The organism is Pedobacter mendelii (assembly GCF_014635725.1).
GTDB classification, from domain to species: domain Bacteria; phylum Bacteroidota; class Bacteroidia; order Sphingobacteriales; family Sphingobacteriaceae; genus Pedobacter; species Pedobacter mendelii.
Window position 1 is genome coordinate 279,064 of the sequence record NZ_BMDJ01000001.1, and the last position, 25,829, is coordinate 304,892.

17 protein-coding genes and 1 pseudogene are annotated in these 25,829 nt (G+C 35.2%); 8 read left to right on the forward strand and 10 right to left on the reverse strand.

Annotated features, from left to right (window positions below; genetic code table 11):
- Positions 1 to 2: 2 nt before the first annotated feature.
- The 6 genes and pseudogenes from IEV50_RS01255 to IEV50_RS01280 all read right to left on the reverse strand — a co-directional run bounded on the left by IEV50_RS01255 (position 3) and on the right by IEV50_RS01280 (position 7,796).
- Entirely contained in the window at positions 3 to 455 is a 453-nt protein-coding gene (locus tag IEV50_RS01255) for an FKBP-type peptidyl-prolyl cis-trans isomerase (protein WP_188411441.1), read from the reverse strand.
- Positions 456 to 767: 312 nt separating this feature from the next.
- The gene (locus IEV50_RS01260) at positions 768 to 2,561 is read right to left on the reverse strand and encodes an acyl-CoA dehydrogenase FadE (RefSeq protein WP_123204969.1); all 1,794 of its coding nucleotides are present in this window, start codon (positions 2,559 to 2,561) and stop codon (positions 768 to 770) included.
- 386 nt (positions 2,562 to 2,947) lie between these two features.
- Positions 2,948 to 3,217, reverse strand: a pseudogene (locus IEV50_RS01265) (four helix bundle protein).
- 109 nt (positions 3,218 to 3,326) lie between these two features.
- Positions 3,327 to 4,502 (reverse strand): acetyl-CoA C-acyltransferase, encoded by a 1,176-nt coding sequence (locus IEV50_RS01270; RefSeq protein ID WP_188411442.1) that lies wholly within the window; start codon positions 4,500 to 4,502, stop codon positions 3,327 to 3,329.
- Positions 4,503 to 4,861: 359 nt separating this feature from the next.
- Complete coding sequence (locus tag IEV50_RS01275) at positions 4,862 to 7,267, reverse strand: 3-hydroxyacyl-CoA dehydrogenase/enoyl-CoA hydratase family protein (RefSeq protein ID WP_188411443.1); 2,406 nt, start codon at positions 7,265 to 7,267, stop codon at positions 4,862 to 4,864.
- 94 nt (positions 7,268 to 7,361) lie between these two features.
- Positions 7,362 to 7,796 (reverse strand): MarR family winged helix-turn-helix transcriptional regulator, encoded by a 435-nt coding sequence (locus tag IEV50_RS01280; protein WP_188411444.1) that lies wholly within the window; start codon positions 7,794 to 7,796, stop codon positions 7,362 to 7,364.
- Between the two features lie 118 nt (positions 7,797 to 7,914).
- Between IEV50_RS01280 and IEV50_RS01285 the strand changes: the two genes are divergently transcribed.
- Positions 7,915 to 8,877, forward strand: a complete 963-nt coding sequence (locus IEV50_RS01285; protein WP_188411445.1) for a hypothetical protein — start codon at positions 7,915 to 7,917, stop codon at positions 8,875 to 8,877.
- Positions 8,878 to 8,927: 50 nt separating this feature from the next.
- Here the strand turns inward: IEV50_RS01285 and IEV50_RS01290 are convergent, their stop codons facing one another.
- The 3 genes from IEV50_RS01290 to IEV50_RS01300 all read right to left on the reverse strand — a co-directional run bounded on the left by IEV50_RS01290 (position 8,928) and on the right by IEV50_RS01300 (position 13,812).
- On the reverse strand, positions 8,928 to 10,250 hold the full coding sequence (locus IEV50_RS01290) for a DUF6089 family protein (protein WP_188411446.1): 1,323 nt from the start codon (positions 10,248 to 10,250) through the stop codon (positions 8,928 to 8,930).
- A 96-nt stretch (positions 10,251 to 10,346) separates the two neighbouring features.
- Positions 10,347 to 12,065, reverse strand: coding sequence for a gamma-glutamyltransferase (gene ggt, locus IEV50_RS01295; protein WP_188411447.1), 1,719 nt, complete (start codon positions 12,063 to 12,065; stop codon positions 10,347 to 10,349).
- Positions 12,037 to 13,812, reverse strand: coding sequence for an AMP-dependent synthetase/ligase (locus IEV50_RS01300; RefSeq protein ID WP_188411448.1), 1,776 nt, complete (start codon positions 13,810 to 13,812; stop codon positions 12,037 to 12,039). The genes ggt and IEV50_RS01300 overlap by 29 nt, the downstream gene beginning before the upstream one ends.
- Positions 13,813 to 14,069: 257 nt before the next feature.
- Here IEV50_RS01300 and IEV50_RS01305 point away from each other — a divergent pair, with 257 nt between their 5' ends.
- Positions 14,070 to 14,537 (forward strand): hypothetical protein, encoded by a 468-nt coding sequence (locus tag IEV50_RS01305; protein ID WP_188411449.1) that lies wholly within the window; start codon positions 14,070 to 14,072, stop codon positions 14,535 to 14,537.
- An 83-nt stretch (positions 14,538 to 14,620) separates the two neighbouring features.
- Here the strand turns inward: IEV50_RS01305 and IEV50_RS01310 are convergent, their stop codons facing one another.
- Positions 14,621 to 16,450, reverse strand: coding sequence for a M61 family metallopeptidase (locus IEV50_RS01310; protein WP_188411450.1), 1,830 nt, complete (start codon positions 16,448 to 16,450; stop codon positions 14,621 to 14,623).
- A 334-nt stretch (positions 16,451 to 16,784) separates the two neighbouring features.
- Between IEV50_RS01310 and IEV50_RS01315 the strand changes: the two genes are divergently transcribed.
- From IEV50_RS01315 to htpG, 6 genes are all read left to right on the forward strand, one after another.
- Positions 16,785 to 17,885 (forward strand): efflux RND transporter periplasmic adaptor subunit, encoded by a 1,101-nt coding sequence (locus tag IEV50_RS01315; protein WP_188411451.1) that lies wholly within the window; start codon positions 16,785 to 16,787, stop codon positions 17,883 to 17,885.
- A 2-nt stretch (positions 17,886 to 17,887) separates the two neighbouring features.
- Positions 17,888 to 20,998, forward strand: a complete 3,111-nt coding sequence (locus IEV50_RS01320) for an efflux RND transporter permease subunit (RefSeq protein WP_188411452.1) — start codon at positions 17,888 to 17,890, stop codon at positions 20,996 to 20,998.
- A gap of 5 nt (positions 20,999 to 21,003) precedes the next feature.
- The gene (locus tag IEV50_RS01325; RefSeq protein ID WP_188411453.1) at positions 21,004 to 22,317 is read left to right on the forward strand and encodes a TolC family protein; all 1,314 of its coding nucleotides are present in this window, start codon (positions 21,004 to 21,006) and stop codon (positions 22,315 to 22,317) included.
- 17 nt (positions 22,318 to 22,334) lie between these two features.
- The gene (locus tag IEV50_RS01330) at positions 22,335 to 23,198 is read left to right on the forward strand and encodes an N-acetylglucosamine kinase (RefSeq protein ID WP_229746582.1); all 864 of its coding nucleotides are present in this window, start codon (positions 22,335 to 22,337) and stop codon (positions 23,196 to 23,198) included.
- Between the two features lie 85 nt (positions 23,199 to 23,283).
- The gene (locus tag IEV50_RS01335) at positions 23,284 to 23,673 is read left to right on the forward strand and encodes a response regulator (protein ID WP_188411454.1); all 390 of its coding nucleotides are present in this window, start codon (positions 23,284 to 23,286) and stop codon (positions 23,671 to 23,673) included.
- A 237-nt stretch (positions 23,674 to 23,910) separates the two neighbouring features.
- Positions 23,911 to 25,797, forward strand: a complete 1,887-nt coding sequence (htpG, locus tag IEV50_RS01340; RefSeq protein ID WP_229746583.1) for a molecular chaperone HtpG — start codon at positions 23,911 to 23,913, stop codon at positions 25,795 to 25,797.
- The last annotated feature ends 32 nt before the right edge of the window (positions 25,798 to 25,829 follow it).

Below are 25,829 nucleotides of genomic sequence, written 5' to 3' on the forward strand. Positions count from 1 at the left end.
AATTATTGTACGTTTATTAATTGTATCGTAAAATCTAAAACCGAATTTGCTGGAACAGGTCCGGTGGCCTGGCTCCCATAAGCTAAATCAGAGGGAATAATTAACCGAATTTCTCCTCCTTTTTGAATTAAAGGAATTCCGATTCTCCAACCTTCTATTAATTGATTCAGCTGAAAGGTGTTTTCAACGCCATTACCATTGTCAATTACGGTTCCGTCTAATAACCTACCCTCGTATTTGATGGTAATTTTTGTATTTGATGGATAAGCGAAAGCACCGGTTCCGGGTTTTATAATTTGATAATACATCCCTGATGGATGTTTAACCGCAGTAATATTATTTTTTTGAATAAATGATGTAATTTGTTTTTCTGCACTTTCATCCTTTTTGCAAGATGAAAAGATTATTGAAAAGAGCAGTAAACCAAAACAAATGAAATTTAAAAATTTTTGCATTTTAATTATGATATAAATTTATGATACAAAACAAAAGTCTCCTAGACAATCTATCTTGCCATTCGAAAAAATATAGTGTATCTACATTTCATCTTAATCATAGTTTGCAAAAATAAGCTTTTAATACGGTTGCTACAATTTTTAACCAAATTTAACAAATAGAGAAGCAAAAAGACCAAAGCAAAAAGACCAAAGCAGAAAGTCCAAAGTAAAATATTTGCAACAATTGAAGGGATTTTATTCCTTTTAAGTTTGCATTCGGTTTCAGTCTTTCTGCTTTGGTCTTTGACCTTTTAGCTTTAGTCTTTTACCTTAAAAAATATACTTGTTCGCTTCAATAAGTTGTTGAGCAACCCTTTGGCGAGCATCTTTAACATTAAATGGTTCTACCTTTGTGAAACGGCGTAAGCCTACCAACATCATGCGTTGTTCATCACCCTCCGCAAATGCCCAAAGCGCTTCTTTACCTGCTTTAGCAATACCATCAACAGCTTCTACCATATAAATTTTTAATAAATCCAGCTGACCAGCACAAGCCGCTTCGCCACGAGTGCTCACTAATTTCTCGGTTCTCAGTAAAGCTGATTCAAGCACGTAAACATAACCCGCCATATCAGCAATGTTCATTAAAATTTCCTGTTCTTTACTTAGCGTCATCATTAGTTTTTGAACCGCAGCACCGGCAACCATTAAAGTTGCTTTCTTTAAGTTTGCTAAAACTTTCTTTTCAGCAGCAAATAAGGTTGTGTCTTCTTCGCCGAAATCAGGAATACTCATTAACTCAGCTGCAACAGCGGTTGCTGGACCCATTAAATCCAATTCACCTTTCATGGCACGTTTCAACATCATATCAACGGTTAACAAACGGTTAATTTCATTTGTACCTTCAAAAATTCTGTTGATGCGGGCATCGCGATAAGCCCTATCCATCGGCGCATCGGCACTAAAACCCATTCCACCATAAATTTGAACACCTTCATCAACCGTATAATCCAGTGCTTCTGAACCCCAAACTTTTAAGATGGCACATTCAACTGCAAATTGCTCTACCGATTTTAACCTGGCTTTTCCAGATTCCATCCCACCTGCAACTAATGCATCGTATGTATCATCAATGTTTTGTCCTGCTCTGTAATTTGCGGCATCTACTGCATATAATTTTGATGCTATTTCTGCTATTTTGAAACGAATGGCACCATATTTAGAAATCGGGCGACCAAACTGAATTCTTTCATTCGAATAATTTATCGCTGTATTTAGTGTTGCTTTTGATGCACCAATTGCCGCAGCCGATAATTTTATACGACCAATATTTAGAATGTTAACTGCGATTTTGAAACCATTTTCTCTTTCGCTCAACATGTTTTCAACCGGAACTTCACAATCGTTAAAGAAAACCTGGCGAGTTGATGAACCTTTGATACCCATTTTATGTTCTTCAGGATTCATGGTAATGCCACCAAAATCTTTCTCTACAATAAATGCAGTTAAGTTCTTATCATCATCAATTTTTGCAAAAACGATAAAAATATCTGCAAAACCGCCATTGGTAATCCACATTTTTTGTCCGGTAATGATGTAATGTTTTCCATCAGCACTTAAAACTGCTTTGGTTTTTCCAGAGTTTGCATCCGAGCCAGAATTTGGCTCTGTTAAGCAATAAGCAGCTTTCCATTCACCAGAACCTAATTTAGGAATGTATTTGGCTTTTTGTTCCTCATTTCCATAATAAAGGATTGGTAAAGTGCCAATTCCGGTATGTGCAGAAAGTGCTACCGCAAATGAATGACCAGCGCCAACAACATCGGCAACCAGCATAGATGTGTTGAAATTTTTACCGAAACCTCCGTATTCTTCTGGAACAGAAACACCAAGAATACCCAGTTCACCAGCTTTGGTTAAAAGCGTTGGCATTAATTCAGGGTCTTCCTGCTTATCAATTTTATCTAAATTCGGGTACACTTCCGAAGCCAAAAAATCACGACAAGTTTGCGCAATCATTTGTTGCTCTTCATCAAATTCTTCAGGAATAAATACGTCCTGGTAAACGGTTTCTTTGATTAAGAATTCACCGCCTTTAATTGTCTTTTTTTCAGTTGTTTCCATTTTTATAGTATCTAATAGCGAGTATTAAGTATCAAGACTGGGCTCGAAAACTGGACATCGCTAAGTTTTTAAGTATTTAGTAGCGAGTATCAAGTATCAAGACTGGGCTCGAAAACTCAAATTCGCCGTTGTTTTTTAGTATAATTTAGTATAAAGTAGCGAGTATCATGTATCAAGACTGGGCTCGAAACCAAATTCGCTAATATTTTATTTATTACATTCAATCTTGATACCTGATACTCATATCTTGATACAACTTTATTAACATTCAATCTTGATACCTGATACTCATATCTTGATACTCACATCTTAATACTCCTATCCAAAGCATAAATCATTTTTTGAATTTCCATAGTCTTATCAATCAAATCAGCTGATAACTCATCTTATAATAATTCCAATCTGTTCGAAATAATTAGCTGTGTCTCTAATTCAAATGCTGAGCCTTGGCTTATGTTCAAAAAATATTTGAATTGAGCACTACTTCCCCTGCCAGAGCCCTCCGCTATATTTGAGGAAATTTAAACTGAACATCTTTTCATTTGCGAAATCAAACCATACTTTTCGTCACTTGTTAAAAGCGATGCTGCTTTATAGACCTCAACGGCAAGTTCAATTGATTTTTGCCAAACTTTTAATTCTTTAAAATTGTGCATGTATACAGTTTTAAGATTTGAGTAAAATATTTGGGATGATTTTTTTAAGGATAACTTTATTACTATCGCTATTCATCTTGATATTTGATACTCATATCTTGACACTACATTAAAACAACTCAAAAATCCCCGCTGCTCCTTGCCCAGTACCTACGCACATGGTTACCATTCCATATTTCTTATTTTGCCTTTTTAACTCGTTCATCATCTGTACGGTAAGTTTAGCGCCTGTACAACCTAGCGGATGACCCAATGCAATAGCACCACCATTTACATTGATGATATCCGGATTTAAATCCAATGTTCTAATAATCGCTAAAGATTGAGAAGCAAAAGCCTCATTCAATTCTATTAAATCGATATCGTTTTGTTTTAAGCCAGCTTGTTTTAATGCTTTCGGAATCGCTTCAATCGGACCAATACCCATAATTCTTGGTGGAACACCAGCAATGCCATAACTTACTAATCTTGCAATTGGCGTGGCATTTAGTTCTTTCATTTTCTTTTCAGAAACCACCAAAACAAAGGCTGCACCATCAGAAGTTTGCGAAGAGTTACCAGCGGTTACACTTCCAACTGCATCAAAAACAGGTTTCAACTTTGCTAATTTGTCTAAAGTGGTATCTGCACGAGGTCCCTCATCGGTATCCACAACATAAGAACGTGTTTTCTTTTTCAGATTCTCATCCAAGTAGTTTTCGTTCACGGTGATTGGTAAAACGCCATCTTTCAAATGACCATTTTTTATTGCATGAATTGCTTTCTCATGAGACTTCAGTGAAAAAGCATCCTGGTCTTCACGATTTACATTATATTCTTTAGCAACAGCTTCAGCGGTTAAACCCATTCCCCAATACCAATCCGGATTGTTTTTCGCAACCTCGGCATTAGGAACCAGTTTCCATCCGCCGAAAGGCATTCCACTCATTACTTCTACACCACCAGCAATGATGCAATCGGCCATGCCCGCTTTAATTTTGGCAACCGCAGTAGCAATCGTATCTAAACCCGATGCACAATAACGGTTTACGGTAACACCCGGAACCTTATCAGTATCCAAGCCCATTAGCGAAATCATACGGGCAATGTTTAAACCCTGTTCTGCCTCTGGAGTAGCATTACCCACAATTACATCATCAATTTGTTCATTATCTAAATTCGGAACCGATGCCACTAAAGCTCTGATCACTTCTGCAGCCAAATCATCGGCTCTTGTAAAACGGAATACGCCACGGGGAGCTTTGCCCACTGCTGTACGATATCCGGCTATAATGTATGCTTCCATTTTTTTTATATCTAGTAGCTTTATTTAGTATTTAATAGCGAATATCAAGTATCAAGACTGGGCTCGAAACTAGAAATCACCAATATTTTATTATTTAATATTTTGAAAAGCCAATCCTGCATTTCATCTGTTCATAAGTCCCGCTATTCGTTTCAATCTTTTTGTGATTGTCGGTATGAGCTTGTCAAAAACCTGCAGCAAAAAGTATTTCCACTTCTATCGGGTTTGGGGCAGTTAAATAAGCGTTACAAATCCAAATAACACCCCGCCCTGCAGGCACCCCTCTAAAAGAGGGGAATTTTACCTCAAAGTTTTAAATCCCAATCTTGATACTTGATACTCATATCTCGATACTCAATTTAATTCCTCAACGGTTTTCCTTTTGTTATGATGCTTTGAATTCGCTCTAAAGATTTTCTTTCACCTGAAAGCGATAAAAATGCCTCACGTTCCAAGTCCAGTAAATATTGCTCACTTACTTCTGTTGGAGAAGATAAATCGCCACCACACATTACATAACCAAGTTTTTCAGAGATTTTTTTATCGTGTTCGGAAATGAAATGACCTGCATACATACTATTTGCACCAGCATAAACAATTCCTAAACCTTGTTTACCAAGTACTTTTATATCAGTGCGTTGAACAGGCTTAGTGTAACCTGCATCAGCTAATTCTATTGCTTTTGCTTTTGCATCGGCCAATAAACGGTTACGGTTCATCGAAATAGAGAATTTGTCTTTTTGCAGATAACCCAATTCATAAGCCTCGTAACCAGAAGTAGAAACTTTTGCCATACCAATGGTTAGGAAACGGTCTTTCAACGCGTTTTGAACAATTTGGTCATCTTTATATTCATCAGAAGCACGTAAAGCAAATTCTTTTGTTCCGCCACCACCTGGAATTACGCCAACACCAAACTCAACTAAGCCCATGTATGTTTCAGCAGACAGTTGAACGTGGTCGGCATGTAAACTAAATTCGCAACCACCGCCTAAAGTTAAATTATGCGGTGCCACCACAACCGGAATTGATGAGTAACGAATGCGCATCGAGGTATTCTGGAACATACGAATTGCCATATTTAATTCGTCCCACTCTTGCTCTACAGCCATCATAAAAATCATTCCCACGTTTGCACCGGCAGAAAAGTTTGCACCATCATTACCAATTACCAAACCTCGATAATCCTTTTCGGCCATATCAATAGCTTTATTAATTCCCGAAATTACATCTCCACCAATTGTATTCATTTTGGTATGGAATTCTACATTTAAAATGCCGTCGCCTAAATCGATAATCGAAACACCTGAATTTTTCCAAAGGGTTTTATTCTCGCGAATATTATCTAAAATGATGAACTCATCTGTTCCTGGTAAGGCTTTATAAGATTTAGATGGAATGTCGTAGTACTTTTTAATGCCACCCTCAACTTTGTAAAAGGAAGTATTTCCGGCATCAAGCATTTCATGAACCCAGGCTGCAGCTTTATTTCCGTATTGCTCCATTCCATCAATTGCTTCTTTCAGACCGACAGCATCCCAAAGTTCGAACGGACCTAATTCCCAACCGAAACCTGCACGCATAGCATCATCTATACGATACAATTCATCAGAAATTTCTGGAATTCTATCAGAAACGTATTCAAATAAGCCGAAAGAAGAATGGCGGAATAATTCGCCTGCCTTATCTTTTCCTTTCGCAAAAATCTTCATACGTTCACGAAGATTTTCAATCGGCTTGGTCATTTCTAATGTTGCCGATTTAATTTTTTGCTGTGGTTTATATTCTAAAGTTTTTAAATCCAGTGCAAGGATTTCGGTTTTACCTTCAGCTGTTTTAGTTTTTTTATAGAAGCCTTGTTTGGTTTTATCGCCAAGCCATTTGTTCGTTTCCATTTTTGTAACGTACTCTGGAAGTTTAAATAACTCATGCGCTTTATCATCGGGACAATTATCGTAAAGGCCTTTGGCTACTTTAATCATAGTATCTAAACCAACCACATCGGAAGTACGGAAAGTAGCAGATTTTGGTCTGCCCAAAGCAGGACCTGTAAATTTATCTACTTCTTCAACCGTCAAATCTAGTTTTTCAACTAAATGTAGTAGCGCCATAATCGAATACACACCAACACGATTTGCAATAAATGCTGGTGTATCTTTACATAGAACGGTGGTTTTACCTAAAAATTTATCACCATAATGCATCAAGAAATCAACAATTTCTTGCTTAGTATGTGGCGTTGGAATTACTTCCAACAATTTTAAATAACGAGGTGGATTAAAAAAGTGCGTTCCGCAGAAATGTGCTTTAAAATCTTCACTTCTTCCTTCAGCCATTAAATGGATTGGAATACCTGATGTGTTCGAGGTAATCAAAGTTCCAGGCTTGCGGAATTGCTCTACCTGCTCAAAAACTATTTTCTTGATATCGAGATTTTCGACAACAACCTCTATTACCCAATCAAAACCAGCAATTTTCGACATATCATCGTCGAAATTCCCTGTATTAATTTTGTTTAAAGCCTTTTTAGAATAAACCGGAGATGGATTTGTTTTCACAGCTGTTTGCAAAGCCATATTCACAATTCTATTTTTTACGGCTGGCTTATCTAATGTTAATCCTTTTGCTTGTTCTTCAGGAGTCAAATCTTTTGGGGCAATATCTAAAAGCAAAACCTCTACCCCAATATTGGCGAAGTGGCATGCAATACGCGAACCCATAATACCCGAGCCTAGAACAGCAACTTTATTAATGCTTCGTTTCATCAGTATTTATTTATTTTCTTTTTGGTCTGATGGAACCTACTTTAAAATTGCCTTCAAGTCTGGCAAATATAAAGCAGGTTTCATCATAAATTATTTAATCTATAGTATAAGCTACCGTAATATCGTTTAGTTTTATTAACAAATTAATGAAAGTTTCCTTTTCCTTTTTAGAGAAATGTTCATCTAGGTACTCATTAAATTTGCGCACAACACCTTTAGCCAAATGCTTCTTTTCTTTTCCAAAATCTGTTAAAAAAACCTTTACAGAGCGTTTGTCTCCAACAGAAGTTTCTCGATAGATTAATTTAGCATCTTCCATATTGTTTAACATGCGAGATAAACTTGTCGCCTTAACACCCAGCAGTGCCGCTAAATTAGAAACAGCAGTGCCTTCATCATCATTGATATTAATAAGCATATAACCAATTGCCTGAGTTATCCCAAAGCTTGATGCCATTTGGTTATACTTGTTAAACATATTTTGCCAGGCAAACTTAACGTGGTAATCTAAAGTTTGTTGTTGCTTCATTTGGTTAATTTTATTATGCTTGCATAGCAAAGCTAATGAATGTATTTTGTTAATGCAATAGCAAAATAAATAAATTTTGTTAAAAGATTCTTAATATTGGCTAACACAATAAACACTTATGAAACATAATAAACAATACTTGATTATTGCCATTCTCATTATGACAAGCGCAATAGCTAAAGCACAGGTTTCTTATTTCGGAGAAGAAGTATCTAACAGCGGAAAAATTGAAGTTTTAAAAAAAACTACAACTTTATTTACATTGCAATACGCCGATTATGCTGAAAAGGAAAAATTTGCTGAAGCAATAAAGAAGACCTGGACAATTACCCCTTTTAAAATTATAAAACCTGAAGAACTCGCAGGTTATGATACATTACAGAATTATTCTTTTTTTTATTTTGACGCATTTATTGAAAAAGCAGATACAATTACCAATAATAATATTGTTTATGAACTTAAACTAGCTACGCCATCAATAAAACCTAAAGAAAAGAATGAAGATGTTTTAGCATTTGTTACACTTTTTTCGGATGTATACACAAATTTATTAGTTAGCGAACAAAGTGGAAGGCTTAATGCAAGAAAAGCTTTAAAAGCTAAACTTTTGAATACCCTTTATAATAATTCAAAATTTCTTAATTGGTCACCCGGTTTTTTAGCTGGTTATTTAAAACAAATAAATGATGGATTATTATTGAAACAAAGCAGGCAAATTGATTACCAGTTTTACAACAAAGTTCGGCTTCCCGATTTAGCCAAAGAAACACTTTATGTTCCGGAATATGTAAGGGAAATATTTTCATCGCAAAAATCGCAGGCAAACCAGTCTAATGTTATTCAAGAGCCTTACAATTATAAGCTTAAATTTGTATCCTTTGCCGAACTTGATAGCTTGATATTAAGTAAAGATGCAAACATTAAATATTTAGTTTATACTCAACGCTCCAACGATAAAATAATCAGCATTTACGATAGCAGAGATGATAAAATTATTTACCAAAGATTTTATTTCCAAAACCCCAATTTCGAGATGAATGATTTAAATAATATTAAACTGGTTATAAAATCTATTAAATAAAAAAAACGCCCCGATAAATCGAGGCGTTTTAGAAATATATTTAAAATTGATTAGTAAAGGGTAAACTCTACACGGCGGTTTTGTTGACGACCAGCTGCAGTTTTATTTGTTGCAATTGGTTGAGCTTCACCATAACCTATAGCTTCGATACGAGATGCATTAGCTCCTTGAGAAACTAAATAAGCTTTTACCGATTCTGCTCTTGATTTAGATAAACGTAAGTTTAAAGCATCAGAACCTGTATTGTCTGTATGACCAGCTAATTTTAAGCTAAAGTTTTTCTGAACTAATAATGCTGCAACTCTATTTAAAGATGCATAAGATTTAGAGCGGATAGTTGCTTTGCCTAAATCGAATTCTAAGTTTTTAATAGCAGCTGCTACAACTTTACGATCTTCTTCAGTAATAACAACTTTCTCAACAACTTTTTCTGGTGTTTTTAATGGGCAACCAGAGCCATCTACTACAGTTCCAGAAGGTGTACCCGGACATTTATCCAATTTATCAGCAACACCATCACCATCAGTATCAGTTAATAAGTTATTTAAATCTGAACGTAATTTAGCATTTTCAGCTTTTTGAGCATCCAAATCAGATTTTAATGCATTTGCTATGTTTTTAGCAGCTAAAGCTTCATCATACGTTGCAGCAACAGGGTTATGGAAAGCCAATTGTTTTCCTTTACCCAAAGCAAATTCTAAACCTGCATAACCGTAGTTATATTTATCATTACTTCCTCCTTTGTATAATCCATCAAGATTATCACCATCAACATAGTTAATTGTCCAGCCTAAATCGATGTTAATACCGTCAGAAACTTTAAATTTCGCACCAACACCTACAGGAATAATTAATTCACTGATGGTTTTGTCGCCAGCATAAGCTGATGTACCTGCAGCAGTTGTAATAGTTGGTTTATAACCAGCTAAACCAGCACCTACAGAAGCATAAAGTTGAACAGCATTTTCTTTTCTAAACATGTCAATATTAAACATGTTAACAACTGCGTTCAAACTTGCTGAATAATTAAGTTTAGTATCAAAAGCAGATACGGTGTTTGTTGGCGTAAATCCACTATCAAAAGCTTCAGTATTATCACCTTTCAGTTTTCCCATAACTCCGTCTAAACGTAGTGAGAAATAATTTGTAAATTGTTTTTTGATGTACAATCCGTAACCAAAACTTGTTTTGTTGTTACTGAAGTCATTTTTTCCACCTAATGGAGATAATGGAGTTAATGCACCTGCGTTAACGCCAATAGACCAAGTTCTGAATTGAGATGTTGGTGCTACTGGCTCCTGAGCCATTGCTGCAGTACCCGCGAATAATCCGGCTAATATAACCGGTAGAGATTTGAATAAATTTGATTTCATGTCTTTTAAGTTTAACGTTAGCAAGCGTCTCAGACCTGGTACAATCACCATACCAAAAAGTTATTTTCGAAGAAATATTTTTCCACTTATCAACAATTAATAACCAATAGCGTTATCATCACCACGAGGATCTGCCCCTCCCTGATAAGTACCCCACTTTGTTCTCAAAATAGCATCAACCCTTCCTATTGAGCCACGAGACATTATTTTATATCCTTTCGCCTTCAATTTTTCAGTTGTTAAACTATCTAAAGCATCCTTTTCCACATAAACTTCATCGGGTAACCACTGGTGATGGAATTTCTTTGCACTTACAGCAGATTGCATTTGCATTTCAAAATCTATTACATTTATGATGGTTTGAAAAACAGACGTTATAATTGTAGAGCCTCCGGGAGTACCGACAACCATAAACAAATTACCATCTTTTTCCACAATACTGGGTGTCATAGAACTTAACATTCTTTTATTTGGGGCTATAGCATTTGCCTCGCCACCAACTAAACCATACATGTTAGGCGAACCTGGCTTAACAGAGAAATCGTCCATCTCGTTATTTAAAAGAAATCCTCCGCCTTTCACAACAACCAATGAGCCATATGAACCATTCAAAGTTGTTGTTATTGAAACTGCATTACCTTCTTTATCTACTATCGAAAAATGAGTAGTTTCTTCGTGTTCTTTACCACTAACATTCCCTGCAAGAACCGAACTGCTTGGTGTTGCGCTGTTCCAATTGAAGGTTGACATTCTATTTTTATTATAGCTATGCTTTAAAAGTTCGTTTTTTGGAACCGCATAAAAATCAGGATCGCCTAAATGAGTAGCCCTATCTGCATAAACCCTTCTTTCTGCTTCAACAATTAACTGAACTGTGGAATCAGCGTTATGCCCCCATTTTTTTAAGGGATAAGGCTCCACGGATTGCAATAACTGAATCAAAGCTATTCCGCCACTTGAAGTTGGCGGCATGGTAATAATTTTATAGCCGCGATAAGTCCCTGTAATTGGTTTTCGCCAGGCAGAATGATAATTTTGTAAATCTATTTTGGTAATTAATCCTTTTCCGTTTTGCATTTCCGCAACAATAGAATCCGCAACAGCACCCTCGTAAAAACCTGCTCTTCCTTTTTCCTGTATTAACTTTAAAGTATTTGCCAACTCGTTTTGTACCAACAAATCATTTTCTTTCCAGGTACTTTCTAAATTAATAAAAGCAGTTCCATTTGGATTAAACTTCATGAAATCTCTGTGCAAACCATTTAATTCTGATGCTTGCCTTTTAGTGATTTTGAATCCATTTTGAGCCAAATCAATTGCGGGCTGAACAACTTGATTCCAATTCAATTTGCCGTATTTTTTGTGGGCCTCTACCATGCCATCTACAGAACCAGGAACGCCAACAGCCAATTGACCATATAAACTTTTATCCACTATTGGATTGCCAACAGAATCCAAATACATATCTCTGCGTGCTGATGAGGAAGCTTTTTCTCTGAAATCCAGTGCATTTATTTCGCCCTTTGCCGAACGATAAACCATAAAACCACCACCACCCAAATTACCCGCATTAGGATAAACTACCGATAATGCGAACTGAACAGCAACTGCTGCATCAACCGCATTTCCACCTTTTTTTAAAATCTCTATGCCAACTGCTGATGCTTCAGGATGAGCAGAAACCACCATTCCGTTTTTGTACTCGCCACCATTATTTTTACCTAACTGACCACTAACACAACTGGATATTAAAGTTAGAGATAGAAAATAACCTAAAAAAGAAACTCTAATTTGGTGCTTTGTAATCTTCCGCATCTTTATAAATCTTTTCAACTATATTTTTATTTTTCTCAGTGATAACTTTTCTTTTCAGGCTTAATTTTGGAGTAAGTTCCCCACCATCAATACTCCATTCTTTTGGTAAAAGCGCAAATCTTTTAACTTGTTCCCATTTTCCAAAGCCTATGCTTGCGGCCTCAATTACTTCATTATATTTTGCTAAAACTTGCTCATTTTTAATAATTTCTTCGTTCGAAGTAAATTTGATTCCCTTTCTACCTACCCAAGTTTTAAGTGTTTCGAAATTTGGCACAATCAAAGCGGAAGGAAACTTTTTGTTCTCACCTAAAACCATTATTTGCTCGATAAAAATAGATTCCTTGTATTTATTTTCAAGCATTTGCGGGGCAATATATTTACCACCTGCTGTTTTAAACATTTCTTTTTTACGGTCGGTAATTCTTAAAAAACGACCATCAACCAATTCGCCAATATCACCGGTATGGAACCAACCATCAGCATCAATTGCTTCCGCGGTTAAATCAGGGCGATTGTAATAACCTTTCATTACCTGATGTCCGCGGGTTAAAACTTCCCCATCTTGGGCAATTTTAACCTCTACACCTTTTATAACTTCGCCCACCGAGCCAAACATTGTACCGCCAAAGTGATTAACCGTAATAACTGGCGAAGTTTCTGTTAATCCGTAACCTTCGAAAACAGGCATTCCTGCAGCCCAAAAAATTCTGGCTAATTTTGGATTTAATGCTGCACCCCCTGAAACAATAACTGTAATTTCCCCACCCAGAGCCTCCTGCCATTTTTTAAAAACCAGTTTACGGGCAATGCCTAATTTAAAATTATACCATGCACCTGCATCAATGGTATATTTTTCGGCCAAAGCAACAGACCAAAAGAAAATGCCTTTTTTTATCCCTGTTAAAGCTTTTCCTTTTTCCATTATTTTATCGTAAACTTTCTCAAGCAAACGAGGAACTGTAGAGAATGAATTTGGTTTTACATGTTGAATATCTGCAACAATTGTATCCATACTTTCTGCGTAATAAACCGAAGTTCGATTAAATAAATAAAGATAAATTATCATTCTTTCGAAAATATGCGATAATGGCAAAAAGCTTAATCCTTTTTTTACCCCCTCAGGCATTACTACAGCAGAATTTACAAAATTAGCAACTAGATTATTGTGTGTAAGCATTACACCTTTTGGTGTTCCTGTTGTACCGGAAGTATATATAAGCGTTAAAATATCTTCTGGTTTTATTTTGTCTCGGTATTCATCAAGATTGATTTCAGTACTTGCTTTACCTTCATCAATTAGTAAACTCCAGTTTTTCGCACCGGTAACTTCACTAAAGGTATATATTTTTATTTCTGGATTAGCGGCCTCGACATTTGGTTTCACCTTTTTATACAAATCTTCATCTGCAACAAAAATAACTGAGATTTCTGCATCTTTTAATATGAATTGTATATCATGATCTGCAAGTGTTGGATAAAGAGGAATTTGGTACGCACCTATTTGATTTGAAGCAAAATCTGCAATATTCCATTCAGGTCGATTATGAGACATTACACCAATACGACTTCCCTTATCAATTCCTACTTTTATTAAACCACGACTCAAATTATCTACAGCGTCGCAAAATTGTTGTGTAGTATAATTTATCCAATTACCTTTAATTTTTCCGCTGATAAATTCTTTTTGGGGTTCTTCAAGACTATGTTTTAGGAGATCGAATACCCTTGTGATTGCTGCAGCCATATAATTTATAATATTTGGTTAAGTTAAAAAATCAAAACATAAAGATGTATAATCCTATATTTTTAAATCGGTAAAATTTTGTCCGAGGTAAAAATACCGAATTTGAATACGGTATAAAATACTCGAATAAACTTAGCAATTAGAAAATTACTATGCAAGCATTGTTTTTATACATTTAAATTTTTACCTAAAAAACATAATCGGCATCAAAGTTGTTATGCTGATTATTATTTAAAAAACATATAAACATTTAGATTATGAAAAAATTACTTTTTACTATTTTTGGATGCGCAGCATTATTTACTTTAACTATAACAGAAGTTAAAGCTCAGAATTACAAAACTGGTGTTGGTTTAGGCTTGGATTTTGGCGATGGTGCAACATTAGTTGGTCCTTCACTAAGACATCATTTTAGCAGAAAAGGCGCAGTACAAGGAGAGGTTTTATTCGGTGGAAATTCTACAATTATCCAGGCTTTTCTTCAATACAACACGCCAATTAAAGGTGCTGCAGGCTTAGATTTTTATGCAGGAGGTGGTCCATCAATTCAATTGTATGATGGCGGTTCAAGTTTCTATTTAGTGCCAATGGCTGGTTTGGATTACAAATTTAAAGGAGCACCTTTAGCACTTGCTTTAGACTGGAGACCAAGACTTTATATAGGTGATAACGACAGCGATTTCAATGCTGGCAGATTCGGTTTAGGTTTTAGATATACTTTTTAAGCTTAAATAGAAGACGCTTAAAGCAAAAAACCCGTTAGAAATTATCTAACGGGTTTTTTGTTATTATAAATTTTATGAATTAGTTAAATACCCATCCATTTTTTAAGAACCGCTTTTTGTGTGGCCGTAGCACGCTCATCAATTGTTGCTTTTAAGCGAACATTCGGGTTTGCTTTTAAAGTTAAAGATATTTCTTTTTCAATTCCATCACGTTTAACTTTTAATTTTAAAACGTCGCCAATTTTCTTTTTTGAAACAATGGGTAATGATTCTAAAGAAACCATTGGAGAGCGCAATTTTATTGTACTTAATGCATCACCAACTGTTGTATCATCTAGTGAAATTATTATATCATTAACGTTCAGGCCAGCATCCCAAGCTGCAGAACCTCTAGTTGTAGATGTTATTGAAATGCCTTCATTTCCTAGCTGACCAGCTGCTCCTGTTACAGGTTTATCGGGTGTAGCATTTTCTGTTGATACATTTACGCCTGCATAACTGAAATACTTAACATATTCAGCATCGTCTACACCATTAACATATTTTGTCCAGAAATTAGTAAAACTAATACCTGAAATTTTCTCAACCATTACTTTAAATTCTGCATCAGTATAACCACGTTTTAGTGTTTTGCACTGCAGGTACATTGCTTTCATCACATCATCTAAACTTTTAGCTCCTTTTGTAGCATTTATAATTTCTAAATCCATCAAAATACCGATTACCTCACCCTTGTTATAGTACGAAACAGAGATATTTTTAGAATTTTCATTAGGACGATATCCGATAATCCATGCATCATAACTTGAAGCCGCTGCTGATTGAACTTTTGCCCCAGGTGTGTTCAAAACTGTGGCAATTCCGCCGGCAAGCGCATTAACAAATCCATTCTGATCATCAAAACCTGCCCTTAAAATATATTTATTCTCGTAATAGGATGTAAAACCTTCTGCAATCCAAAGATTTGTTGTATAATTTTCGTTATCATAATCAAATGGGCCTAAAGCAATGGGGCGTAAACGTTTAACATTCCAAAGGTGATGATATTCGTGAGCAACTAAACCCAAAAATCCTTTGTAGCCGGCATCAGTTCCATAAGCATTTCTGCTTGCACCTAATGTGGTAGAGTTTAAATGTTCCAAACCGCCGCCTCCACGAGCAAAATTATGAACAATAAACAGGTAATATTTATTTGGATTTTCTCCATAAACTGCTGTTTCCTGCTCTATAATTTTCGCCATATCTAATTTAAGCTTTTCTTTATCATAGTTACCACCGCCGTACATTGCAACTTCGTGTTTAACGCCCGAAGCCATAAACTCAAATGTATCCTGGTTACCAACTTCAATAGGGCTATCATATAAAATATCGAAATCCTTTGCGCTGTAAGTGAAAGTTTCTCCTGCAACTAAGGGCATACCTGTAGAAACTTTACTCCATGTGTTATAAGGAATAATTTTTACAGAACTGGGCGATTTAATCATCCCGGCAGGATGCATAAAAATACCTGTTGGTGATAAAAATGCATGAGATTCATCAATAAATGCTGTGCGAACAGATATTTCGAAAGCATAAACACGGTAATTAATTTTGATATTATTTGCTTTAGCTGAAAAAACTCTCCATATATTTTTTCTAACTTTTTCTACTTTTAATGTTTTACCAGAAGCCGATGCTGTAAATCCTTCAACACTTTTTTCAAATTCACGAACCAGATAAGAACCTGGAGTCCAAACAGGCATTTTTATATCAACATAATCTTTAGCTAAACCTGAAATATTCATTTGCACTTCGGCATAGTGTGCCTGAGGTTCTTTAAAGGAAACCTCGAAACCTATTTTTACCTGCGCCTTCGCTACCATAATGCTTGTTAGTATTAGAACTAAACTTAATATCGATTTTTTAATAAACATATAATTGTGTTTTGACACAAATTTATAGTTATTGATGAGTTTTTGGAATTAAAAAGAAAAATTAGTTAGCAGTTGTAAGTCAGCAGTCAGAAGATTATAACCTGATAACACTAAATTCTTATAAAATTTGAAATTAAAAAGGTTAATTATTCGCATTACCAACCATTCTGCTATTTCCATCTAAACTTTGCATGCCCGACCCCTGCCTTACGACTTATTTAGTAACATCCTTAATACAACAAATTTATGCTTAAACTATTTGAATATTTTTACAGGCTTTTACCGGGTATTTTTACAACTATAGCTCGGGAATTAAAGAATTACACACATACAAATGAAGAAAAGATATATTATTTACATTGTTTTGGCTTTAGGTTTGGCCTATCTTGTTTACTACAGAATAAACGCAAATAAAAAATTAGAAGGTAAAGGTGGTGCCACTGCTGGCGGAGCAAAAGAAGGTAAAGGTGGTAAAGATGCAAAATCGGCACCAGCAATGGTTGTTGATGGTATAGTTGTTAAGCTTTCTAAATTTGATACAGATTTGGAAGTTACAGGCGCAATCGAAGCAAACGAATCTGTTGTACTGAAAAGTGAAGTTTCTGGTTTGGTTACAGGCATTTATTTTAAAGAAGGTACAAATGTTACCAAAGGCAGTATTTTGGTTAAAATCAATGATAGAGATATTCAGGCACAGTTGCAAGATGCATTAACAAAACAAAAACTATCAGGCACAAATGAGAACAGGGCAAAACAGTTACTAGCAAAGGGTGCAATTAGTCAGGAAGAATACGATACTTCTTTAGCTGATTTGAGATCCTTTCAATCGCAAACAAACTTAATAAGAGCACAACTTGCCAAGACCACAATTCGTGCGCCATTTAGCGGTAAAATTGGTTTACGCAGTATCTCTGCAGGAACTTACTTAACGCCGGCAACAGTTATTGCAAATCTGGTAAGTACAAACCCTGTTAAAATTACCTTTTCGGTTCCTGAAAAATATACAGGACAAATTAAACTAGGTTCTGAAATTTCTTTCACTACTGATGGATCATCAAAACAAAATACAGGTAAGGTTTACGCAATTGAACCAGGAATTAATACCGCAACCCGTACTTTACAAATACGTGCACTGGCTCCCAACGCAGACAACGTACTTCTTCCGGGTTCTTTCGCTAAAATAAAACTTGCACTAAATACCTTACAAAATGCTATTCTAATTCCTAATGAGGCAGTAATTCCTGTTTTAAAAGGTAAGATTGTGTACATCCAGCAAGATGGGAAAGCAAAAGAAGTTAAAGTAGAAGCTGGAACGCGTACAGATGAAAACATTGTTATTACCTCTGGATTAAAAGAAGGCGATACAGTTTTAACTACAGGTTCAATGGCATTAAAAAAAGATGCACCCATTAAGGTTCATTTGGTTAAACAATAATTATGAGTATCTCAACCACGAGTATAAAAAGACCGGTTCTTGCCATAGTTATGAACCTTTTAATTGTCCTTTTCGGGATAATTGGATATAATTTTTTGGGCGTTCGCGAATATCCATCTATTGATCCAACAGTTGTTTCTGTTAGAACATCCTATCCTGGAGCAAACTCTGATATTATAGAATCGCAGATTACTGAACCGCTTGAAAAATCAATCAATTCAATCGATGGGATAAGAAACATCTCCTCATCAAGTAATCAGGGAACAAGCAATATCACTGTAGAATTTAACCTTGATAAAAATATTGAAGAGGCAACTAACGATGTTCGCGATAAAGTTTCGCAAGCCGCCAGAACTTTACCAAGAGATATAGATGGATTGCCGATTGTAAGCAAAGCCGATGCAAACTCGGATGCAATTTTATCAATGACCATACAGAGTGATAAAAGAAATACGTTGGAGCTAAGTGACTTTGCAGAAAATGTAATTGCAGATAGAATTCAAACCATCCCTGGAGTAAGTAGTGTTCAAATTCAGGGTCAAAGAAAATATGCTATGCGTATTTGGATGGATCCTAATAAACTAAGTGCTTATGGTTTAACTTCTCAGGATATTGTTACTGCACTTGATAATGAAAATGTGGAGTTACCTTCGGGGAAGATTACTGGCGAAACCACAGAATTAACCGTAAAAACTTTAGGAAAATTAACTAACGAAACCCAGTTTAATAACCTCATCTTAAAAACAGACAGTAACCAGGTTATCAAATTAAAAGATGTTGGGTATGCCGTTTTAGGTCCTGAAAATGAAGAAACAATTCTACGCGAATCTGGCAGGCCAATGGTTGCAGTGGCGATAATTCCGCAACCAGGTGCAAATTATTTAGATATCAGCAACGAATTTTACAAACGTTTCGATAAACTTAAAGCGGATATTCCTCAAGATATAAAATTAAAAGTTGCCCTAGATACCACGCTGTTCATTAAACGTTCCGTTACCGAAGTTGCTGAAACCATTGGTTTATCATTAGTATTGGTAATCCTTATCATTTATTTATTCTTTAGAGATTGGGGAATTGCTTTCCGTCCATTAATTGATATTCCGGTTTCTTTAATTTTTACATTCTTTATCATGTACGCTTTTGGTTTCTCTATTAATGTGCTTAGTTTATTGGCAATTGTATTGGCCACAGGTTTAGTAGTTGATGATGGAATTGTAGTAACCGAGAATATTTTCAAAAAAGTAGAGGAAGGTATGTCGCCGTTTGAAGCTGCAATTAAGGGCTCAAACGAGATTTTCTTTGCCGTAATTTCCATTTCAATTACCCTTGCAGCAGTATTTTTACCAGTAATATTTTTACAGGGATTTGTTGGGCGATTATTTAGAGAATTCGGGGTTGTAATTGGAGCTGCAGTATTGGTTTCTGCATTTGTATCGTTAACATTAACCCCAATGCTAAATGCGTATTTAATGAAAAAAGGCGGACATAAACCATCTAAATTTTACAATTGGACGGAACCCTATTTTGTTAAACTAAATGATTCTTATGAATCAAACCTGAATAAATTTTTAGATAAAAGATGGCTATCCATTCCAATTATTCTGGTTTGTATGGGAATGATTTTCTTATTTTGGAAAGTATTACCCAAAGAAACCGCACCTTATGATGACAGAAGTGCAATTAATATAAACGTAACAACGCCTGAAGGCTCATCATTTACTTATACGGATAAGTTTATCATGAAAATCAATCAAATGGTGATTGATTCAGTTCCTGAAAAAAATGTAAATATTACGATAACATCTCCCGGTTTCGGAGGATCAGGCTCCACAAACTCAGGTTTCGTAAGAATGGGTTTAGTAGATCCTGAAGATAGAGAGCGTTCTCAAAAAGAGATTGCCGATATGCTAACCAAAATCACCAAAAAGTATAGCGAAGGTAAAACGATTGTTAATCAGCAACCAACAATTTCTGTTGGTCGCCGCGGTGGTTTACCAATCAGCTACATTATTCAGGCGCAAAATTTTGAAAAACTTCGTGAAAAGGTGCCTTTGTTTATGGATGAAGTTAGTAAAAATCCAACTTTTACTGTTTCTGACGTGAACTTGAAATTCAACAAGCCAGAAATAAATTTAACTATTGATAGAGATAAAGCAAAAAACCTTGGCGTTTCCATCTCGGCAATTGCACAAACATTAAACCTGGGCTTAAGTGGCCAACGTTTTTCTTACTTTTTCATGAACGGAAAACAATATCAGGTTATTGGGCAATTCGACAGAACAGACAGAAAAGATCCTTTAGATTTGAGTTCTGTGTATGTTCGAAGTGATAATGGTACACTGGTTCAGCTTGATAATGTGGTTACGGCAAAAGAAGAAAGTAGTCCGCCGCAATTGTATCGCAATAACCGTTTTATTTCAGCAACAGTTTCTGCAGGCTTAGCACCAGGTAAAAGTATTGGTGAAGGAATTGATGCTATGGATGCGATTGCGAAAAAAGTATTAGATGAAAGCTTTTCTACCGATTTAAGTGGCGAATCACGAGATTTCAAAGAAAGTTCGTCAAATACATTTTTTGCTTTTGGATTAGCGCTATTGCTTGTTTATTTAATTCTATCGGCACAATTCGAAAGCTTTAAAGATCCGATTATTATTATTTTAACCGTACCAATGGCTGTTGCAGGTGCTTTTTTATCCCTATGGCTTTGTGGTCAGAGCTGGAACATCTTTAGCCAAATCGGAACCATTATGTTAATCGGTTTGGTAACCAAAAACGGTATTTTAATAGTAGAGTTTGCCAATCAGTTAAAAGAAAAAGGAGTACCTATTCCTGAAGCTATCAGGGAAGCGGCTGTATCTCGCTTACGTCCCATTTTAATGACAAGTTTGGCTATCGCAATTGGTGCATTACCTATTGCCCTAGCTTTAGGCGCAGCAGCAAAAAGCAGAATGAGTATGGGAACTGTTATTGTAGGAGGAACAATGTTTTCCTTAATTTTAACATTATTTGTTATCCCTGCCATTTATTCGTATTGGGCGAAACCATATAAACCAAATAAAGATTTAAAAGAAGCAGAGCGCTTTGAACATGAAGCATTGGAAGGAGCAAAATAAATAAAATGATTAAAAGAATAAATCTGTTTGTATTGCTATTGAGCATATTATCTTTCGCCTTAAAAGCGCAGGAAAAGTTGACTTTGCAAGATGCTATTACCATTGCAATGCAAAATAATTACGATATAAAAATAAGCAAGAATAACATTACCATTGCAAAAAACAATGCAAATATTGGTAATGCAGGCATGTTACCAAATTTAGCTGCGACTTATTCAAATGGTGGAAGTATTCAAGATACGAGGCAAACACCTGCAACAGGAGCCGATAGAGTTATTACCGGTGCAAGAAGTACCAATAATGATTTAGGTGCAGATTTAAACTGGACCATTTTCGATGGCTTTACTATGTTTGCAAATTACGACCGCCTGAAAGAATTACAGAAACAAGGTGAGGTTACCTCACGCCTTGCGATTTTAACAACAATAGCTGACGTTATTACAGCCTATTATGATGTGGTAAGGCAACAAAAATTAGTTATTGCTGCAGATAGTGCTATCGACATTTCTGTATTCAGGGAAAAAATTGCCAAAACTAAATTACAGTTAGGTCGTGGTTCAAAGCTTGATGTTTTAACTGCACAGGTAGATTACAATACCGATACATCAAATTATCTGCAACAAAAAAATGCTTTACAAGTTGCTAAAGTTCGTTTAAATCAATTAATGGTTCGTAATGTTAACCTTATATTTTCAGTTGATAATAATATCGACATTGATAAAGCACTAATTTATAGTCAATTGGCAGAATTATCTGCTAAGCAAAATCCAAATGTCCAAAATGCATTTATAAATCAAAGGGTTGCTTCATTAAATCTGAAATCAATTAAAGGTGCAAGATATCCTGTGGTTAGCTTAAATTCTGGTTATAGCAGATCAAACAGCACAAGTCCAACAGGGTTTAATCAAAAATTTGCAGCTAATGGATTTACTTACGGTGTAACTGCAAGCCTGAATCTTTTTAATGGTTTTTTACAACGGCAGAATGAAAGAAATGCCAAAATTGATATCGAAAACTCAACGCTAAATCTTGATAAAACAAAACTTGATGTAAGTACGCAATTATTAACCGCCTACCAAAATTATAGTACCTACCTGGATTTGGTTAATCTTGAACAAAGAAATGTTGATATAGCAAAAGAAAATTTAGATATTACTTTAGCCAAATACCGCTTGGGTAGCATTGCACCTTTAGAATTAAGAGAAGCACAACGAAATTCGATAGACGCTCAAAATCGTTTCATTGAGATTCAATATCAGGCAAAACTTGCAGAAATTACCCTCAAAGAAATCACTGGTAATATAGATTTATCCAATTAATTTTTATATTTATCGATATGATACTCGTTGCAGACAGTGGCTCATCAAAAACCGATTGGATGGGTTATTTTAATGGAGAAACCATTAAATTTAATACACAGGGAATAAATCCTTATTTCCTTAATGAGCAAGATATTAGCCGTATAATTCTAAAGAATGAGATAATAGCACCTTTGGCAGACGAGGTTAAAGAAATTTATTTTTTTGGCGCAGGCTGTTCATCACCCGATAAACATGAAGTTGTATCAAACGGATTATCGGCTGTTTTTGCCAATGCATTTATTTCGGTTGAGCACGACCTTTTAGGTTCTGTTTACGCAACCTGCGGAGATTCGGAAGGATTAAACTGCATTTTAGGTACTGGTTCTAATATTTGCTATTTCGACGGTAAGAAAATACATGATGGCCACCATGGTTTAGGCTACGTTTTAGGCGATGAAGGCTCTGGAACATTTTTTGGTAAAAAGGTATTATTAAGCTATTTGTACAAAAAATTGCCAGCAGATTTGGAGGCTGAATTTAAAAAAACCTTCACTGTAGAGAAAGAACAAATCATAACCAATGTTTATCAAAAGCCATTCCCGAACATTTACCTGGCAAGCTTTAGCCGCTTTCTGGCTAACAACCGCGAACACCCTTTCATCTACGAAATTTTAAAAAAAGGATTTCAAGAATTTGTGGATACAAATGTTAAAGATTATCCCAATTATAAAACTGTTCCTTGCCATTTTGTTGGCTCAATTGCATATTATTATCAAGATGTTCTAAAAACAGTTTTAGAAGAAAATGAAATTACCGTTGGGAAAATTTTGCAAAAGCCCATAGAAGATCTTTACAACTTCATTCTTCAAAAAGAAGGTGTTGTTAAACAAGGTTTTTAAATAATAAATAAATATTAAAAAGATATAAACATAACATTAATCATTTTGTTATAATTATAAAGCACATGAAAAATGCTTAGATGATATGAAGAGAATACTGGTAGTTGATGATGATATTGAGGTTTTAGAAACCATACAATTAATACTTGAAATAGGCGGCTTTAAAGTTTCTGCTCTTAACAATGGTGAAGAAGTATTTAATAGAATCGAAAGCTTTAACCCGAATTTAATATTACTTGATATCTCTCTTGGTCAAATTGATGGACGCGTTTTATGTGAGCAATTAAAATCTATAGAAAGTACCTCCAAAATTCCAATTTTATTAATCTCCGGTTTATATGACCCTAAAGACTTCACAACTTTAAATTACGGACAGGATGATTTCCTTTCTAAGCCTTTCCAGATGGACGTATTAATGAAAAAAATTACTAAAATTCTTTCTTTAGAACAAGATGAAACCTTTTTGATGAATTAAAATAATTGCTTAAAAATATATAGAAGCCGAATGTTTACAAACATTTGGCTTTTTACGTTTTTAGAAATGTGCCAGCAGGCATAATCTTATTATAATAATGCGAAAAATTCCTCTTTAAAAAGATTGCTATATTAGAGTTATTAACGCTACCAAAACATAATGCTGTCATTTTGGCAAATAAGACGCTTTGGAACAACCATTGTTATGCAGCATGTATATTAAACAATTTATTTACATATGAGCATACAAGAAAAAGGAAACATCTCGATACATACCGAGAATATTTTCCCGATAATTAAGAAGTTTTTATACTCTGATAACGAGATTTTTCTTCGTGAATTGGTTTCTAACGCAGTTGATGCCGTTCAGAAAATTAAAAGACTAGGTTCATTAGGTCAGTTTAATGGAGAAATTGGCCAACCATTGGTGCAAGTTGCAGTTGATAAGGAAGCAAAAACTATAACCGTTAGCGATAATGGTTTAGGTATGACTGCCGAAGAAATTAAAAAATACATTAACCAAGTTGCATTTTCTGGCGCAAGTGAGTTTGTAGAAAAATTTAAAGATGCTAAAGACGCGAATGAAATCATTGGTAAATTTGGTTTGGGCTTCTATTCCGCTTTCATGGTTTCAGATTTAGTTGAAATTAATACTTTATCTTATCAGGAAGGTGCAGAACCAGCGCGCTGGATTTGCGATGGAAGTACTGAATTCGAGATTACAGAAGGCACAAAAACTACTCGTGGAACAGATATTATCCTTCATATTAACAAAGATTCCATAGAGTTTTTAGAAGAGTCTAAACTTCAGGAGATTCTTGACAAATACGCTAAATTTTTACCTGTTCCAATAAAATTTGGCACTAAAACAGAATCCGTTGAAGATGGTGTAGATGAAGAGGGAAAAGCAAAATATAACGATGTTGAGGTTGATAACATCATCAACACAACCAATCCAATCTGGGCTAAAGCTCCTGCAGATTTGTCAGACGAGGATTATTTAAGTTTCTATCGCGAATTATATCCTTTTAGTGAAGAACCGCTATTCTGGATTCACTTAAATGTTGATTATCCGTTTAACTTAACTGGTGTTTTATATTTCCCGAAGTTGAAAAACGACTTCGAAATGCAACGCAACAAAATAAAGTTATATTCTCGCCAGGTTTTTATTACCGATGAAGTAAAAGACATTGTTCCGGAATTTTTAATGTTATTGCATGGCGTTATCGATTCACCAGATATTCCATTAAACGTATCGCGTAGTTTCTTACAGGCTGATAGTAATGTTAAAAAAATTAACAGTTATATTACTAGAAAAGTTGCCGATAAACTAGGTGAATTATTTGTAAAAGATCGTAAATCTTACGAAGACAAATGGAAAGACATTGGTATGTTCGTTAAATATGGAATGATTAGTGAAGATAAATTCTACGATAAGGCAAAAGATTTCGCCTTGGTTGGAAATACTAAAAATGAGCTTTTCACTTTACCAGAATACAAAGCGAAAGTTGCACCATTGCAAACCGATAAAAACGGAACAGTAGTTTATTTGTACACTAATGATGCTTCTAAACAAGATGCTTTCATTCAATCGGCAAACAAAAAAGATTACGATGTTTTGGTTTTAGATTCTCCTATTGATAATCACTTTATTAATCAATTAGAGCAGAAATTGGAGAAAACATCTATAAAACGTGTTGATTCTAGTGTTGCTGATAAACTGATTGAGAAAGACGAAGTTAATGAGCATGTTTTAAGTGAGGATCAGGCTAAAGAAGTAACAACTATTTTCGAAAAAGCAATTACCAAACCAGGTATGCAGGTAGAAGTGGTAGCTTTAAATCCAGATGAATTGCCCGTTACTATTACCATGGATGAATTTATGCGACGTATGAAAGATATGGCTGCGATGGGTGGTGGAATGGGCTTTTATGGTCAAATGCCTGATAGCTATAAAGTAGCAATCAATGGAAACCATAAATTGGTTAGCAAAATTTTAAAAGCAGAAGGTGAAGAGCAAAGCAATTTAGCTAAACAAGCCATAGATTTAGCTTTATTGGCTCAAGGCATGTTAACTGGTGCAGAATTAACTGCATTTGTTAGTAGAAGCGTAGAGTTAATTTAAAGAAAGAGGCTGTCTCATAAATAATTTACTTT

What these genes read in the sequence shown, in the direction of transcription:
- IEV50_RS01255 (WP_188411441.1), bottom strand. Translation starts at nt 455, where the DNA reads ATGCAAAAATTTTTAAATTTCATTTGTTTTGGTTTACTGCTCTTTTCA.
- IEV50_RS01260 (WP_123204969.1), bottom strand. Translation starts at nt 2,561, where the DNA reads ATGGAAACAACTGAAAAAAAGACAATTAAAGGCGGTGAATTCTTAATC.
- IEV50_RS01270 (WP_188411442.1), bottom strand. Translation starts at nt 4,502, where the DNA reads ATGGAAGCATACATTATAGCCGGATATCGTACAGCAGTGGGCAAAGCT.
- IEV50_RS01275 (WP_188411443.1), bottom strand. Translation starts at nt 7,267, where the DNA reads ATGAAACGAAGCATTAATAAAGTTGCTGTTCTAGGCTCGGGTATTATG.
- IEV50_RS01280 (WP_188411444.1), bottom strand. Translation starts at nt 7,796, where the DNA reads ATGAAGCAACAACAAACTTTAGATTACCACGTTAAGTTTGCCTGGCAA.
- IEV50_RS01285 (WP_188411445.1), top strand. Translation starts at nt 7,915, where the DNA reads ATGAAACATAATAAACAATACTTGATTATTGCCATTCTCATTATGACA.
- IEV50_RS01290 (WP_188411446.1), bottom strand. Translation starts at nt 10,250, where the DNA reads ATGAAATCAAATTTATTCAAATCTCTACCGGTTATATTAGCCGGATTA.
- ggt (WP_188411447.1), bottom strand. Translation starts at nt 12,065, where the DNA reads ATGCGGAAGATTACAAAGCACCAAATTAGAGTTTCTTTTTTAGGTTAT.
- IEV50_RS01300 (WP_188411448.1), bottom strand. Translation starts at nt 13,812, where the DNA reads ATGGCTGCAGCAATCACAAGGGTATTCGATCTCCTAAAACATAGTCTT.
- IEV50_RS01305 (WP_188411449.1), top strand. Translation starts at nt 14,070, where the DNA reads ATGAAAAAATTACTTTTTACTATTTTTGGATGCGCAGCATTATTTACT.
- IEV50_RS01310 (WP_188411450.1), bottom strand. Translation starts at nt 16,450, where the DNA reads ATGTTTATTAAAAAATCGATATTAAGTTTAGTTCTAATACTAACAAGC.
- IEV50_RS01315 (WP_188411451.1), top strand. Translation starts at nt 16,785, where the DNA reads ATGAAGAAAAGATATATTATTTACATTGTTTTGGCTTTAGGTTTGGCC.
- IEV50_RS01320 (WP_188411452.1), top strand. Translation starts at nt 17,888, where the DNA reads ATGAGTATCTCAACCACGAGTATAAAAAGACCGGTTCTTGCCATAGTT.
- IEV50_RS01325 (WP_188411453.1), top strand. Translation starts at nt 21,004, where the DNA reads ATGATTAAAAGAATAAATCTGTTTGTATTGCTATTGAGCATATTATCT.
- IEV50_RS01330 (WP_229746582.1), top strand. Translation starts at nt 22,335, where the DNA reads ATGATACTCGTTGCAGACAGTGGCTCATCAAAAACCGATTGGATGGGT.
- IEV50_RS01335 (WP_188411454.1), top strand. Translation starts at nt 23,284, where the DNA reads ATGAAGAGAATACTGGTAGTTGATGATGATATTGAGGTTTTAGAAACC.
- htpG (WP_229746583.1), top strand. Translation starts at nt 23,911, where the DNA reads ATGAGCATACAAGAAAAAGGAAACATCTCGATACATACCGAGAATATT.